Genomic DNA, 14,330 nt, shown 5'->3' on the forward strand with positions numbered 1-14,330 from the left:
CTCTGGAATCGCTTTGAATTGGAGTCTGAGGCGGTGGGAAGCGTTTTACACACTTTTGACGAATCACAGGGGAACGCCGTCGGTCTGCGCGATTCCCCTGTTCAGACAGGGCGTTAGCCGCCCTGGCTCGGCTGCACCAGCAGCTGCCCCGCCGTGCCGCGGTCGGCCATTTCCAGCGTCTGGCTGTAGTAGACGAAGGGAAAATGTTCAGAGGAAGGCTGCGTAAAGGCCACCAGCAGTTCGACTTCGCCGTCGATCCAGACGGTATCTTTCCAGCCGCGATCTTCGCCGAACGGCTGCGCGCCGTTGACGCTTTTTACCAGGAACATGACGCCCTGAATATGAAACGCCTGCGGCGTGTCGGCATGGACGATCCAGCGCTCATAGGTGCCCTGCTGCGCCTGGATATCGATGCGCGACATATCCCACAGCGCGCCGTTGATGCCCGGCTGGGCATCGCCTAAACGCAGTTCGCGGGTGCGCACCGGCGTGCCGTCGAGGATCTGATCGGCCAGCAAACGCATCGGCAGGTTGTCAGTGACCAGTGGCAGCAGGCCAGTAGGACGCAGCGTAAGAATCAGCGTGGAGGTGAGGATGCTGGAAGGTTCGAACAGGCCGCGCAGGCGATCCATAATGCCCGCCGCTACGCCAGCAGTGATGGAGACCTCTTCGCCCTGCGACATATCCAGCAACACTTCGCGGCGTTCGCCTGGCGCCAGTGACAGCTGCTGCACCGCCACCGGCGCAGGCAGGAAACCCTGGTCGCTGGCGATAACGTGAAACGGACGGCTGTCGCTCAGCATCATTTCATAGCGACGGCAGTTAGAGGCGTTCAGCAGCCTCAGGCGCACCCAGCCGCGCGATACTTCGACGAAGGGGTTCTGCACGCCGTTGACCAGCAGCGTATCGCCGACCAGTCCGCCGTTCTCGGGCGGGTTGTAGACCGGCGCGCCGAAGTTATCGAGACGTTTGTCCTGAATGATCAGCGGAAAGTCATCCACGCCGTAGTGTTTCGGGATCGGCAGCGATTTGCTAACCTCATCCTCAATCAGCCACATGCCCGCCAGCCCGTTATAAACGTGCTGCGCCATGCGGTTGGGCGTGGTGGCGTGATACCAGCAGGTAGCGGCGCGCTGACGCACCGGCAGCACCGGCGCCCAGTCAACGCCCGGCGATATCATGCGCGGCGCGCCGCCGCTCAGGGCGCCCGGCACCTGTAAGCCGCCGACGCCCATCGCTACCGGCTCATTCAGCCGGTTGTTGTAAATCAGCTTTACGTCGTCGCCGCTCCAGACGCGCACCGTCGGCCCCAGGTAGAGGCCATTGACGCCCCAAACCGGCACCTTGTTGCTGTCGCCAGAGAAAGACCAGTGGCTGCGCTGCATAGTCAGAAACAGCGGCTGGCCACGACGCGATTCCAGCAACGGCGGGATCGGTAACGGCGTTTCGCTGCCTGCCGCCCGCGCGCTGAACGGCAACGCGCCCGCGCACAGGGCTATGCCCGATGCCTGTATAAATTGACGTCGACTGAAAGACATAACGACTCCATAGCGGTGCGCGTGGCGCCAGGCTGACGCGGTCCGTTTTTATTGTTGTTCAGGGATTGCTGTGCGGGCCGCGACTGCGGCCCGAATGAATTATAACTTGCCGCTGGCTTCCCGCTCGGCGACTTCGGCATCCAGTTCGTTAAGCTTGGCCTGCATCAACTCGCGACAGTGCGTCGCCAGCTTGCGCACCGACTCTTTCTCAAAGGCGGCGACGTCAACCGGCGGCAGCATTTCCACAATGACCAGCCCGTTTTTCCAGCGGTTCAGCTTGATTTTATTATGGGTGGTGGAGACGACGATCGGGATAATCGGCACGCCCGCCGCCACCGCCGCATGAAACGCGCCGGTTTTGAACGGCAGCAGGCCGCGGCCGCGGCTGCGCGTGCCTTCCGGGAACATCCAGAATGAGATGCGCTTTCTTTTAAACTCGTCCACTACTTTGGCGATGGTGCTGTGCGCCTTGGCGCGATTATCGCGATCGATCAGCAGGTTGCCCGTCAGCCAGTAAAGCAGGCCGAAAAACGGAATCCACAGCAGGCTTTTTTTCCCTACCGTAACCGTGGTCGGCTGAACGATGTTCGCCGCGGTAATCATATCGTAGTTGTTCTGATGGTTAGCGATATAGATGGCGTTGCCGTAATGCTCCGCGCCTTCCGGCCTGCGCACTTCCACCTTCACGCCGAACAGCGGCGCCAGCGCGCCGAACAGGTGGCCGAAGGTAGCGACGTGACGCGGATTTCGCGGTGAAAAAAGACACCAGATACAACCCAATACACAAACCAGAATTGAATAAATAATAACTATCAGGGTACGTAAAATTACCAGCATAACGACCTCATTGTGGCTTCCGCCTAAGTATACCGGCTTTATATGAAAACACACCGGTATTGCACCGGCGCGCGGCCTGGGCGGCGCGCCGGTTTCCCTGCCTGCTGTCAGGCCTCGCTGTCGTCGGAAACGGCGCGCGCCGGGGCGTCGATTTCAACGCGGTCGATACGTTGCAGGCCACGCGGCAGCAGCGTGCCGCGACGTCCGCGCTCGGCGCGGAATTTTTGCAATTCTTCCGAACGCAGCGTCAGCTTACGTTTGCCGACGTAGAGCGTAATGGCGCTGCCCGGCGGCAGCAGATAGAGCCAGGCAAGGCGATCTTCACCGCTGGCGGCCTGCGCCGACGGAATGGAGATAATCTTGTTGCCTTTGCCTTTCGACAGCTGCGGCAGATCGCCCACCGGGAACATCAGCATACGGCCAGCGGCGGTGATCGCCAGCAGCATATCGTCGTCGCTATGGATCGCCATCGGCGTCATCACCTTCGCGTTTTCCGGCAGCGTCAGCAGCGTTTTACCGGCGCGGTTGCGCGACACCAGATCGGCGAAGGTGCAGACGAAGCCGTAGCCCGCGTCGGAGGCCATCAGCAGCCGCTGATCGTCCGCTTCCATCAGTACCTGTTCGAACACCGCGCCCGGCGGCGGCGTCAGCTTGCCGGTCAGCGGCTCGCCCTGGCTGCGCGCCGACGGCAGCGTGGTCGGATCCAGCGTATAGCTGCGGCCGGTAGAGTCGATAAAGGCCACCGGCTGGTTGCTCTTGCCGCGCGCGGCCGCCAGATAGCTGTCGCCCGCTTTATAGCTCAGCCCGGCCGGATCGATATCGTGCCCTTTGGCGCTGCGCACCCAGCCCATTTGGGAAAGGACGATAGTGACCGGCTCGGAGGGCACCAGCTCGTTCTCGCTGATCGCCTTCGCCTCTTCGCGCTCGTTCAGCGGCGAACGACGATCGTCGCCGTAGGCTTCGCTGTCGGCCTGCAGCTCTTTTTTCAGCAGCGTGTTCATGCGGCGCTCGGAAGCCAGCGTCGCCTGTAGCTGATCGCGCTCTTTTTCCAGCTCGCTCTGCTCGCCGCGGATTTTCATCTCTTCCAGCTTCGCCAGGTGGCGCAGCTTTAACTCAAGAATCGCTTCCGCCTGGGTTTCGCTGATGCCGAAGCGCGACATCAGCTCCGGCTTCGGCTGATCTTCGCTGCGGATGATCTCAATCACTTCGTCGATATTGAGGAACGCCACCAGCAGGCCTTCAAGGATATGCAGGCGCTTCAGTACTTTATCCAGACGATGCTGTAAACGGCGGCGCACCGTATCGCGGCGGAACACCAGCCATTCGCTGAGGATCTCCAGCAGGTTTTTCACCGCCGGACGATTATCCAGCCCGATCATGTTCAGGTTGATGCGGTAGCTTTTTTCCAGATCGGTGGTGGCGAACAGGTGGTTCATCACCTGATCGAGATCGACGCGGTTAGAGCGCGGCACCAGCACCAGACGGGTCGGGTTTTCATGATCTGACTCATCGCGCAGATCTTCGATCATCGGCAACTTTTTATTGCGCATCTGGGCGGCGATCTGCTCCAGCACGCGCGCGCCGGAAACCTGATGCGGCAGCGCGGTGATCACCACTTCGCCGTCCTCTTTTTTCCACACTGCGCGCTGACGCACCGATCCGCGGCCGCTCTGGTAGATCTTGCGGATCTCGGCGCGCGGGGTGATGATTTCCGCTTCGGTCGGGAAATCCGGCCCCTGTACGATATCGAGCAGATCGTCCAGCGTGGTTTTAGGATTATCGATCAGCGCGATGGTCGCCTTCGCCACTTCGCGCAGGTTGTGCGGCGGAATGTCGGTCGCCATGCCGACGGCGATGCCGGTGGTGCCGTTCAGCAAAATATTCGGCAGGCGCGCCGGCAGCATCTTCGGCTCGTTCAGCGTGCCGTCGAAGTTCGGCACGAAATCGACCGTGCCCTGCCCCAGCTCGCCCAGCAGCACTTCGGCGTAGCGCGACAGGCGCGATTCGGTATAACGCATGGCGGCGAACGATTTCGGATCGTCCGGCGCGCCCCAGTTCCCCTGACCATCCACCAGCGGATAGCGGTAGGAGAACGGCTGCGCCATCAGCACCATCGCTTCGTAGCAGGCGCTGTCGCCGTGGGGATGATATTTACCCAGCACGTCGCCGACGGTGCGCGCCGATTTCTTGAATTTCGCGCTGGCGTTCAGCCCCAGCTCCGACATCGCATAGACAATGCGGCGCTGGACCGGCTTCAGGCCATCGCCAATATAGGGAAGCGCCCTGTCCATGATGACGTACATGGAATAGTTCAGGTACGCATTCTCGGTAAATTTATGCAGGGCAAGACGCTCTGCACCATCCTGCGTCAAGTCACTCATTATGATTCCTCACGTTGCGGCGGGCGGCAGCGCGCCGCAGGGCGATCTGTTTGGCGAGGATAGTACCTTATCTGATGCGACGATGTCACAGATTAGTCATCGCCCGACGCGCTGTTTTAACCCCGCTGTTTTATGCCTTTTTACAGCACATTTTGTGGCGATTATTGCGCTGTACGCAAAAGTGTTATGATCAAACGCACATTTTTCTTTGCCGACTGCGCGCGTACACTGCCCGCAGCGTTTTCAATGGAGCAACGAACAATGAGCAAGATTTTAATCCTTGATGCGGGCAAACAATTTGCCCACTCAAAAGGCGAGCTGAACCACACGATGGCGAATGTCGCCGAGACTTTCCTGCGCGATCAGGGCCATGAAGTTCAGGTAACCCGCGTCGACGACGGTTACGACATTAAAGAAGAAGTACAGAAGTACGTTGATAGCGACGTGGTGATTTATCAGATGCCGGGCTGGTGGATGGGCGAGCCGTGGATCCTGAAAAAATATATCGATGAAGTGTTCACCGAAGGCCACGGCTCGCTGTACGCCAGCGATGGGCGCTCCCGTTCCGACGCCAGCAAGAAATATGGTTCCGGCGGCCTGCTGCAGGGCAAAAAATATATGCTGTCGCTGACCTGGAACGCGCCGCTGGAAGCCTTTACCGATCCCGATCAGTTCTTTGAGGGCGTCGGCGTGGACGGTCTCTATCTGCACTTCCACAAAGCGAACCAGTTCCTTGGTATGGAAGGGCTGCCGACCTTTATCTGCAACGACGTGATCAAACAGCCTGATATTCCGCGCGATATCGAGCGCTATCGCGCGCACCTGGCGGAAATTTTTGCTTAACTTAACGCTCTGAATATTTTACAGGGACACATTATGCTGACAGTTGTAGCTGAGATTTGCGTCAAGCCGGGCCGCCGCGAAGCGGTGCTGGCGGCGATACAGGCGCTGACGCCGACCGTTCTGCAGGAACAAGGCTGTAGCAAATATCAGGCGCTGGTCGACCATCAGGCGCAGGTGCCGTGGAAGCAGAACCTGCCCGATTCCATTTTTATGCTGGAGTACTGGGACAGCCTGCGTCATCTGGAACAGCATCAGCAACAGCCGCATATGGAAGCCCACCGTGAGCGGATTAAAGACGATGTGCTGGATGTGAAGATCTTCGTCATGGAACAGCCTTCGACTTCGGTATCTGACGCAGCCGCGCGCTGACGGCGATGCCGAAGCGCGCGGCCAGCCCTTTCCCGGTTCCGCTGACATGATAAAAAACCGCCCGGCCATCGTAAGATGTCGGGCGGTTCTCTTTTCAGCCGTGCGGCATGAAATCCAGGGAGAGGGACGCGCCCTCCGGCGGCGAAATTTACACCTCGATCTCCGCTTTGTCCCCTTTCTCTTGCAACCAGTTGCGACGATCTTCAGAACGCTTCTTCGCCAGCAGCATATCCATCACCGCCAGCGTTTGTTCCACATCTTCATCATCGATCGTCAGCTGCACCAGGCGACGCGTATTAGGATCGAGCGTCGTTTCGCGCAGCTGCATCGGGTTCATTTCGCCCAGCCCTTTAAAGCGCTGTACGTTCGGCTTGCCTTTTTTACGCTTCAGCTGCTCCAGCACGCCATCTTTCTCTTCTTCATCCAGCGCGTACCAGACCTCTTTGCCGAGATCGATGCGGTAGAGCGGCGGCATCGCCACGTAGACGTGACCGCCTTTCACCAGCGAGCGGAAGTGGCGCACAAACAGCGCGCAGAGCAGCGTGGCGATATGCAGGCCATCGGAATCCGCATCCGCCAGGATACAGATCTTGCCGTAGCGTAGCTGAGAGAGATCCTCGCTGTCGGGATCGATGCCGATCGCCACAGAGATGTCATGCACCTCCTGCGACGCCAGCACCTCATCCGACGAAACTTCCCAGGTGTTCAGGATCTTGCCTTTCAGCGGCATGATCGCCTGATATTCGCGATCGCGCGCCTGTTTGGCGGAGCCGCCTGCGGAGTCCCCTTCCACCAGGAACAGCTCGGTTTTGCTCAGATCCTGCGCGGTACAGTCGGCCAGCTTGCCGGGCAGCGCCGGGCCGCTGGTCAGTTTCTTACGCACCACCTTTTTCGCAGCGCGCATACGACGCTGCGCGCTGGCGATAGCCAGCTCCGCCAGCTGTTCGGCGGCCTGCACGTTCTGGTTCAGCCACAGGCTGAAGGCGTCTTTCACCACGCCGGAAACGAACGCGGCGCACTGACGCGAGGAGAGACGTTCTTTGGTCTGGCCGGCAAACTGCGGGTCCTGCATTTTTACCGACAGCACGTAGGCGCAGCGATCCCAGATATCTTCCGCCGACAGCTTCACGCCGCGCGGCAGAATGTTGCGGTATTCGCAGAAATCGCGCATCGCGTCGAGCAGCCCCTGACGCAAACCGTTGACGTGCGTGCCGCCCTGCATCGTCGGGATCAGGTTGACGTAGCTTTCCGTCAGCAGCTCGCCGCCTTCCGGCAGCCACAGCAGCGCCCAGTCTACCGCTTCGACGTCGCCGGAAAAGCTGCCGACGAACGGCGCTTCTGGCAGGGTGATCAGGCCGTTCACCGCCTCGCTCAGGTAGTCGGTCAGACCATCCTGATAGCACCAGCGCTGCTCGGTATTATTGACCTTATCTTTAAAAACAATCTCGACGCCCGGACAGAGCACCGCTTTCGCTTTCAGCAGATGCGACAGGCGCGATACGGAGAAGCGCGGGCTGTCGAAGAAGCTGCCGTCCGGCCAGAAGTGGACGCGGGTGCCGGTATTGCGCTTCGCGACCGTGCCGGTGACGGTCAGATCTTGTACCTTGTCGCCGTTTTCAAAGGCGATGTCATACACCTCGCCGTTGCGGCGCACGGTGACTTCCACGCGCTTCGACAGGGCGTTGACCACAGAGATGCCGACCCCGTGCAGGCCGCCGGAGAACTGGTAGTTTTTATTAGAGAATTTGCCGCCGGCGTGAAGACGGCAGAGAATCAGCTCAACCGCCGGCACGCCTTCTTCCGGGTGAATGTCCACCGGCATGCCGCGTCCGTCATCGATCACTTCGAGTGACTGATCGGCGTGCAGTATCACCTCCACGCGCTTCGCATGGCCGGCCAACGCTTCATCAACGCTGTTGTCGATCACTTCCTGGCCCAAATGGTTGGGGCGCGAAGTATCGGTGTACATTCCCGGACGACGACGAACGGGTTCGAGGCCGCTGAGTACCTCAATGGCATCAGCGTTATAGCTGGATTGAGTCATCGTATCGTTCTGAATTGGTGGCTGTAAAAGGGTTATACGATCCCGCGACGTCAGGCGCGATTCAGACCAATAAAGTCGAGAATCGATGGGAAAAAGCGTTCGAATCCGGTGAAAGCGTGATTACCGCCCTCTTCAACCGTTTGGCGGCAGGCCTGGTAGTAATCCAGCGCCTGACGATAATCGAGTACTTCATCGCCTGTCTGTTGCAGCAGCCAGATCAAATCTGGCGACTCAAGCGGGTCAATCTGCATGACTTTCAGATCGTAAATGTGGCGAGACTCTAACACATATTGCTGGCCGGTGTATGGATTCTCGTTGGCGCCAAGATAATTGAGCAGCAGGTCGAACGGGCGCACCGCCGGGTTAACCACCACCGCTGGCAGCATAAAGCACTGCGACAGCCAGGTGGCGTAATAACCGCCCAGCGAGGAGCCGACGATCCCCAGCGTTTCGCCGGCGCGCGCCAGCACGATCTCCTCCAGCAGCTGCGCCGCTTCAGCCGGATAAGCCGGGAGCTGCGGCACCAGCATCGTCACCTGCGGATGATGCGTCGCCAGCCAGCGCTGCAACAAGGTCGCCTTCGCCGAGGCGGGTGAGCTGTTAAAACCGTGCAGATAAAGCAGCGTCGCCATACTCAATACCCTTCGGAATCCAGATCGGGCGTAAAGGCGCGGCTCGCCAGGCGTTGCACCCGGGTACGCACCGCACCGTCCTCATCCAGCTCCAGCCAGCGCCAGCCCGGCGCGACGGCGTCGATAGTAAAATTGGTGCAGTGCGGCTTGAACTGCACGCAGGTCGACGGCGTCGCCAGCAGACGGCGGCCGTGCCAGTCCACATCCATCTCCTGATGAATGTGGCCGCAAATCAGGGTTTTCGCCAGCGGATAAGGTTGCAGGATCGCTTCCAGCGCGTGCGGGTTGCGCAGGCTATGCTGATCCAGCCAGCTACAGCCTGACGGCAGGGGATGGTGATGCAGCAGGATCAGCGTGTGGCGATCGGCGGTCTGCGCCAGCGTTTTTTCCAGCCAGTCGAGCTGATAGTCGCTGAGCATACCGTGCGGAACCCCCGCCACCTGGCTGTCGAGCAGCAGCAGCTGCCAGCGTTCGCCGACAAAGACCTGCTTGGCTTCGGCAATGCCCGACTGCGCCAGCGCGCCGTACATTGTCGGCTGGAAATCGTGGTTGCCCGGCAGCCAGACGCAGGGCGCCGGTAAGCGCGCAATGCCCTCAGCGAAGTGCTGATAAGCCTCAGGCGTATGATCCTGCGCCAAATCGCCGGTAGCGATAACCAGGTCGATCGGCTGCCGCTCCGCCTCGATGGCGTCCAGCACCGCGTTGAAACTGGCCCAGGTATTCACGCCCAGCAGCGTTTCATGTCTGCCCGAAAAAAGGTGGGTGTCCGTTATTTGTAATATCCTGATACTGGCCCCACTCACCACAGGAAGTTTTAGCAGGCTATCCAAAGAGTTTCCTTAATCTCTACGCCATATCAAGGTTATCGCAGCTTACCAGGCCGGTACGGCCATCGCGCCGTGCGACAAACAATAACGCAGCCAGTCAGCGAGAAACTGGTTGATTTGATGCTTTTCATCACGCTGATGCAACTTTTTATTCGGGTAATCATAACGCGCTTTAAAGCGATAGATCTGCTGCGTTGAACACACTTCAGCAACCATCGCGTCGTGATAGAGCCGGACAGACATGGATGGCAGGCTCCAGTAGCTGACGGCGGGCGCGGTTTGGCGGATTTCCACCAGGGTGGTGTAACGTGTCGATTCACTAACGGTAATGCTGTAGCTGGCGCCGTTTACCTGATAGGTCACCGTGGCCCCCGCTGCATCGTCGCGCGGCAGCAAACGACGCAGCTGCGCGAAGTTCGTTTCGCTCAACCGCATCATTTCGGGAAAATCAGGGACGTAGCGCTTGATCATGTTGGATTCCACTCTTTTCGCAATTTCTCATAGTGCAGCATCAGCCATTGCAGGGCGATGACGGAGGCCGCGTTGTCAATTTTCCCCTCTTCCACCCAGCGGTAAGCCTGTTCGCGGCTCACCACATGCACAAGAATATCCTCATTCTCATCCTCCAGACCGTGGCATCCTTGCGCCACGCTGGCATCCACTTCTCCCACCAGCACCGACAGGCGCTCGCTGGTGCCACCCGGACTCGCCAGGTAGTTAATCATCGGCTGTACGCGGCCAACCTTCAGGCCCGCTTCCTCCATCGCTTCGCGACGCACTACCTGTTCAACGCTTTCACCGGGTTCGATGATCCCGGCCACTAATTCCAGTAGCCAGGGCGTTGGGCTGGTGTCATAAGCGGGAATGCGGATCTGTTCGATCAGCACCACTTCATCGCGCAGGGGATCATAGGGTAGCAGGACTGCGGCGTGTCCGCGCTCAAAAACTTCGCGCACCACCTCGTCGCTCATCTGGCCGTTAAACAGGCGGTGACGGAAACGATAGCGGACCAGAGAAAAAAATCCTTCATAGAGTGGCTCGCGTGCAATAATTTCTACATCGTTTTTGCTGAAAGTCACTGGGTATTTTGTATTTTCAACCATAAAGTCGGTGTCCTTTACAGTGGGGATAGCGATGAGTTGTTTCAATTACGCTTCGCCCGGAAGGGTGGTTCTTTCTGAATTATTTACGTAAATTAACGGAAGATGGCACGTTCAGCCAACTTATCAATCTGGCACACTCTGGTAGAATCGGCGCATATTTTTTTCGCTTATGTCAGCGCTACCATAGCAACTTTGCTGCACTACAAGGAATGCAAATGAAGAAACTGCTCCCTTTACTTATTGGCCTGAGCCTGGGCGGCTTCAGCGTAGCAAGTCAGGCGGAGAACCTGCTGCAAATTTACCAACAGGCCCGACTGACTAACCCCGATCTGCGCAGTTCCGCAGCTGACCGAGACGCGGCATTTGAAAAGATTAATGAAGCCCGTAGTCCCTTGCTGCCTCAGTTAGGTCTGGGCGCCGATTACACTTATACCAGCGGCTATCGCGACAGCAGCGATACCCACTCGAACACAACCAGCGGCTCCCTGCAGTTAACGCAGACCATTTTCGATATGAGCAAATGGCGCGCCCTGACGCTGCAGGAAAAAAATGCCGGCATCCAGGATGTGACCTATCAGACTGCCCAGCAGAATCTGATGCTGAATACCGCCACCGCCTATTTCAACGTGCTGCGCGCTATCGATTCGCTGTCCTATATTGAAGCGCAGAAACAATCTATCTACCGCCAGCTCGATCAAACCACGCAGCGCTTTAACGTCGGCCTGGTGGCGATCACCGACGTGCAGAACGCCCGCGCGCAGTATGATAACGTGCTGGCGAATGAAGTGGCCGCGCGCAATGCGCTGGACAACGCGCTGGAAACGCTGCGTCAGGTAACCGGCAACTACTATCCGACGCTGGCGTCGCTGAATATCGATCGCTTCCGCACTGATAAGCCGCAGCCGGTTAATGCGCTGCTGAAAGAGGCGGAAAGTCGCAACCTGAACCTGTTGTCCGCACGTCTGTCGCAGGATCTGGCGCGCGAGCAGATTCGCTATTATGAATCCGGCCATATGCCGACGCTCGGTCTGAACGCCTCTACCAATTTGTCCAACAACAAATATGGCGGCAGCCGCGCCGTACAAAGCGACAGCATTACCGGCAACAACCAGGTGGGCCTGAGCTTCAGCCTGCCGCTTTATCAGGGCGGCCTGGTCAACTCTCAGGTGAAGCAGGCGCAGTACGCGTTTGTCAGCGCCAGCGAGCAGCTGGAAAGCGCGCATCGCTCCACCGTTCAGACGGTGCGCTCCTCCTTTAATAACATCAACGCCTCTATCAGCAGCATCGACGCTTACAAGCAGGCGGTGGTTTCCGCGCAGAGCTCTCTGGATGCGATGGAAGCGGGCTATCAGGTGGGGACGCGCACTATCGTCGACGTGCTTGACGCGACTACGACGCTTTACAACGCCAAGCAACAGCTTTCCGATGCGCGCTATGACTATCTGATCAATCAGCTGAACATCAAGTCTGCGCTCGGCACGCTGAACGAGCAGGATCTGCAGGCGCTGAACGCCAGCCTCGGCAAAGAGATCCCGACCTCGCCGGAAACGGTGGCGCCGGAAAATCCGCAGCAGGACGCGGCGGCCGATCACGGCACGCAGATGCAGGCGGCGGACAATCAAGGCGCTGAAAGCGCGGCGCCGGTAGCGGCGCGCCAGAGCGGTAATCCGTTCCGTCATTGATAGCGTAATGCGGCCGCTGAAACTTACTTATTCAGCGGTCGCAACATCTCTTTTTTCTTTTCTTTCCCGCTTACCTGAACCCGCATCCCATTTGAACGTATAGCTAAGTAAATATGCAGGCGCAGCGCCGTCCATTGCTTCATTTTTAGACCGGTTTAACCTATCCTTTGCGCTACCTTTGGGCAGAGGACTATCCACATGAAACGGACAAAAAATATTCATCTCGACGCCTTCCGTAAGAGTTGGCGCGCCCGCCATTTAACGCCTGTGGCGCTGGCGGTCACCGCTGTTTTTATGCTGGCCGGCTGTGAGCAAGCGGACGAAACAGTATCCCTTTATCAAAATGCCGACGATTGCAGCAAAGCGAACCCGGGCCAGAGCGCACAGTGTACGACGGCCTATAACAACGCGTTGAAAGAGGCGGAAAAAACCGCGCCTAAGTATGCGACGCGCGAGGACTGCGTGGCGGAGTTCGGCGAAGATCAGTGCCAGCAGGCGCCTACGCAGGCAGGCACCAACGCGGAAGCGCATCAGAGCGGCAGCTTCTGGATGCCGCTGATGGCGGGTTATATGATGGGTCGCCTGATGGGCGGCGGCGCGGGCATGGCGTCGCAGCCGTTGTTCAGCTCTAAAAACCCGGCCAGCCCGATGAACGGCAAGTTCGTTGACGCCACTGGCCGCAACTACGGCGCCGCCACGCCGGGCCGCACCATGACGGTGCCGAAAACAGCGCTGGCGCCGAAACCGGCGACAACCCGTACCGTTACCCGCGGCGGCTTTGGCGAAAGCGTCGCCAAGCAATCCACCATGCAGCGCAGCAGCGCCACCGGCACCAGCAGCCGTTCGATGGGAGGCTAATCAGCCTGATGAAACGCATTCCTGTTGATGAACGACCTGACTGGCGCGCCCGCGCGACCGAGTACGGCTTTGGTTTTCATACTATGTATGACGAACCTTACTGGTGTGAAGACGCTTACTACCAGTTTACGCTGGCTCAGGTAGATTATCTGGAAGAGACCACGGCGGAACTCCATCAGATGTGTTTGCAGGTGGTGGAAAAAGTGGTTAACAGCGAAGAGCTGTTAGCCAAATTCCGCATTCCAAAGCATACGTGGGATTTTGTCCGCTCCTCCTGGAAAACCTCGCAGCCGTCGCTTTACTCGCGCCTCGATCTCGCCTGGGACGGCAGCGGCGACGCCAAGCTGCTGGAGAACAATGCCGATACGCCTACCTCGCTGTATGAGGCCGCTTTCTTTCAGTGGCTGTGGCTCGAAGATCAGCTGAAGGCCGGCAAACTGCCTGCCGGCAGCGATCAGTTCAACAGCCTGCAGGAAAAGCTGATCGATCGCTTCGCCGTTCTGCATCAGCAGCACGGTTTTGGTCTGCTGCATTTTACCTGCTATCGCGACAGCGAAGAGGATCGCGGCACGGTACAGTATCTGCAGGACTGCGCCAGCGAAGCGGGATTGCCCAGCGAATTTCTCTATATCGATGACATCGGGCTTGGCGAAAAAGGCCAGTTTACCGATCTCAACGATCAGGTGATCGGCAACCTGTTTAAGCTCTATCCGTGGGAGTTTATGCTGCGTGAGATTTTCTCTACCAAGCTGAACGATGCTGGCGTGCGCTGGCTGGAGCCCGCATGGAAGAGCATTCTTTCCAATAAGGCGCTGCTGCCGCTGTTGTGGCAGATGTTCCCGAATCACCCTAATTTACTGCCAGCTTATTTTGCTGAAGACAACGTTCCGTCGATGGACAAGTATGTGGTGAAACCGCTGTTTTCACGCGAAGGGGCCAATATTCGGATTATCGAACGAGGACAGGAAATCGCTCGCGTCGACGGTCCTTATGGCGAAGAAGGGATGATTGTGCAGCAGTTCCATCCGCTGGCGCGGTTTGGCGACAGCTATACGCTGATCGGCAGCTGGCTGGTAGACGATCAACCCGCCGGCATTGGCCTGCGCGAAGATCGCGCGATGATTACACAAGATCTTTCGCGTTTCTATCCGCACGCCTTTATCGAATAGCGTTAACGGGCAGCCCCCTGCTGCCCGCTTTTGCCGCAAATCCCAAC

The 14,330-nt window shown here is 58.5% G+C and carries 14 protein-coding genes; 5 read left to right on the top strand and 9 right to left on the bottom strand.

Annotated features, from left to right (window positions below; all coding sequences use genetic code 11):
- Nucleotides 1–113 precede the first annotated feature (113 nt).
- From ftsP to parC, 3 genes are all read right to left on the bottom strand, one after another.
- The gene (gene ftsP / locus C2E16_RS17735) at nt 114–1,538 is read right to left on the bottom strand and encodes a cell division protein FtsP (protein ID WP_038624119.1); all 1,425 of its coding nucleotides are present in this window, start codon (nt 1,536–1,538) and stop codon (nt 114–116) included.
- 99 nt (nt 1,539–1,637) lie between these two features.
- Complete coding sequence (locus C2E16_RS17740; RefSeq protein WP_038624117.1) at nt 1,638–2,375, bottom strand: 1-acylglycerol-3-phosphate O-acyltransferase; 738 nt, start codon at nt 2,373–2,375, stop codon at nt 1,638–1,640.
- A gap of 107 nt (nt 2,376–2,482) precedes the next feature.
- A complete protein-coding gene (parC, locus tag C2E16_RS17745) occupies nt 2,483–4,756 on the bottom strand; it encodes a DNA topoisomerase IV subunit A (protein WP_038624115.1) in 2,274 nt (757 codons plus the stop codon).
- Nucleotides 4,757–5,017: 261 nt separating this feature from the next.
- On the opposite strand from parC, the gene C2E16_RS17755 reads away from it, so the two are divergent.
- On the top strand, nt 5,018–5,599 hold the full coding sequence (locus C2E16_RS17755) for an NAD(P)H-dependent oxidoreductase (RefSeq protein WP_038624111.1): 582 nt from the start codon (nt 5,018–5,020) through the stop codon (nt 5,597–5,599).
- A 33-nt stretch (nt 5,600–5,632) separates the two neighbouring features.
- Nucleotides 5,633–5,968 carry a putative quinol monooxygenase gene (locus C2E16_RS17760; protein WP_038624109.1) on the top strand — a complete coding sequence of 112 codons (336 nt, stop codon included), beginning with the start codon at nt 5,633–5,635 and terminating at the stop codon, nt 5,966–5,968.
- Nucleotides 5,969–6,116: 148 nt separating this feature from the next.
- On the opposite strand, the gene parE is transcribed toward C2E16_RS17760, so the two are convergent.
- From parE to nudF, 5 genes are read right to left on the bottom strand one after another with little or no spacing between them, the layout of a single operon-like run.
- Complete coding sequence (gene parE, locus C2E16_RS17765) at nt 6,117–8,012, bottom strand: DNA topoisomerase IV subunit B (protein WP_038624107.1); 1,896 nt, start codon at nt 8,010–8,012, stop codon at nt 6,117–6,119.
- 50 nt (nt 8,013–8,062) lie between these two features.
- Nucleotides 8,063–8,644 carry an esterase YqiA gene (gene yqiA, locus C2E16_RS17770; RefSeq protein WP_038624105.1) on the bottom strand — a complete coding sequence of 194 codons (582 nt, stop codon included), beginning with the start codon at nt 8,642–8,644 and terminating at the stop codon, nt 8,063–8,065.
- 2 nt (nt 8,645–8,646) lie between these two features.
- Entirely contained in the window at nt 8,647–9,474 is an 828-nt protein-coding gene (gene cpdA / locus C2E16_RS17775) for a 3',5'-cyclic-AMP phosphodiesterase (protein WP_038624103.1), read from the bottom strand.
- 42 nt (nt 9,475–9,516) lie between these two features.
- Nucleotides 9,517–9,942, bottom strand: a complete 426-nt coding sequence (locus C2E16_RS17780; protein ID WP_084970211.1) for a DUF1249 family protein — start codon at nt 9,940–9,942, stop codon at nt 9,517–9,519.
- Nucleotides 9,939–10,574 (bottom strand): ADP-ribose diphosphatase, encoded by a 636-nt coding sequence (gene nudF / locus C2E16_RS17785; protein WP_038624099.1) that lies wholly within the window; start codon nt 10,572–10,574, stop codon nt 9,939–9,941. The genes C2E16_RS17780 and nudF overlap by 4 nt, the downstream gene beginning before the upstream one ends.
- Nucleotides 10,575–10,789: 215 nt before the next feature.
- On the opposite strand from nudF, the gene tolC reads away from it, so the two are divergent.
- On the top strand, nt 10,790–12,256 hold the full coding sequence (tolC, locus tag C2E16_RS17790) for an outer membrane channel protein TolC (protein ID WP_038624097.1): 1,467 nt from the start codon (nt 10,790–10,792) through the stop codon (nt 12,254–12,256).
- Nucleotides 12,257–12,283: 27 nt separating this feature from the next.
- On the opposite strand, the gene C2E16_RS20645 is transcribed toward tolC, so the two are convergent.
- Nucleotides 12,284–12,478 carry a hypothetical protein gene (locus C2E16_RS20645; RefSeq protein WP_133052056.1) on the bottom strand — a complete coding sequence of 65 codons (195 nt, stop codon included), beginning with the start codon at nt 12,476–12,478 and terminating at the stop codon, nt 12,284–12,286.
- Between C2E16_RS20645 and C2E16_RS17795 the strand changes: the two genes are divergently transcribed.
- Both C2E16_RS17795 and C2E16_RS17800 read left to right on the top strand, forming a co-directional pair.
- Entirely contained in the window at nt 12,455–13,114 is a 660-nt protein-coding gene (locus C2E16_RS17795; RefSeq protein ID WP_038624095.1) for a DUF1190 family protein, read from the top strand. The two genes, C2E16_RS20645 and C2E16_RS17795, sit on opposite strands and share 24 nt — an antisense overlap.
- Before the next feature lie 8 nt (nt 13,115–13,122).
- Nucleotides 13,123–14,283: a glutathionylspermidine synthase family protein gene (locus C2E16_RS17800; RefSeq protein WP_038624093.1), complete on the top strand. Its 1,161-nt coding sequence runs from the start codon at nt 13,123–13,125 to the stop codon at nt 14,281–14,283.
- Nucleotides 14,284–14,330 lie beyond the last annotated feature (47 nt).

It is taken from the genome of Mixta calida, assembly GCF_002953215.1.
GTDB lineage: Bacteria > Pseudomonadota > Gammaproteobacteria > Enterobacterales > Enterobacteriaceae > Mixta > Mixta calida.

What these genes read in the sequence shown, in the direction of transcription:
- ftsP (WP_038624119.1), bottom strand. Translation starts at nt 1,538, where the DNA reads ATGTCTTTCAGTCGACGTCAATTTATACAGGCATCGGGCATAGCCCTG.
- C2E16_RS17740 (WP_038624117.1), bottom strand. Translation starts at nt 2,375, where the DNA reads ATGCTGGTAATTTTACGTACCCTGATAGTTATTATTTATTCAATTCTG.
- parC (WP_038624115.1), bottom strand. Translation starts at nt 4,756, where the DNA reads ATGAGTGACTTGACGCAGGATGGTGCAGAGCGTCTTGCCCTGCATAAA.
- C2E16_RS17755 (WP_038624111.1), top strand. Translation starts at nt 5,018, where the DNA reads ATGAGCAAGATTTTAATCCTTGATGCGGGCAAACAATTTGCCCACTCA.
- C2E16_RS17760 (WP_038624109.1), top strand. Translation starts at nt 5,633, where the DNA reads ATGCTGACAGTTGTAGCTGAGATTTGCGTCAAGCCGGGCCGCCGCGAA.
- parE (WP_038624107.1), bottom strand. Translation starts at nt 8,012, where the DNA reads ATGACTCAATCCAGCTATAACGCTGATGCCATTGAGGTACTCAGCGGC.
- yqiA (WP_038624105.1), bottom strand. Translation starts at nt 8,644, where the DNA reads ATGGCGACGCTGCTTTATCTGCACGGTTTTAACAGCTCACCCGCCTCG.
- C2E16_RS17780 (WP_084970211.1), bottom strand. Translation starts at nt 9,942, where the DNA reads ATGATCAAGCGCTACGTCCCTGATTTTCCCGAAATGATGCGGTTGAGC.
- nudF (WP_038624099.1), bottom strand. Translation starts at nt 10,574, where the DNA reads ATGGTTGAAAATACAAAATACCCAGTGACTTTCAGCAAAAACGATGTA.
- tolC (WP_038624097.1), top strand. Translation starts at nt 10,790, where the DNA reads ATGAAGAAACTGCTCCCTTTACTTATTGGCCTGAGCCTGGGCGGCTTC.
- C2E16_RS17795 (WP_038624095.1), top strand. Translation starts at nt 12,455, where the DNA reads ATGAAACGGACAAAAAATATTCATCTCGACGCCTTCCGTAAGAGTTGG.
- C2E16_RS20645 (WP_133052056.1), bottom strand. Translation starts at nt 12,478, where the DNA reads ATGAATATTTTTTGTCCGTTTCATGTGGATAGTCCTCTGCCCAAAGGT.
- C2E16_RS17800 (WP_038624093.1), top strand. Translation starts at nt 13,123, where the DNA reads ATGAAACGCATTCCTGTTGATGAACGACCTGACTGGCGCGCCCGCGCG.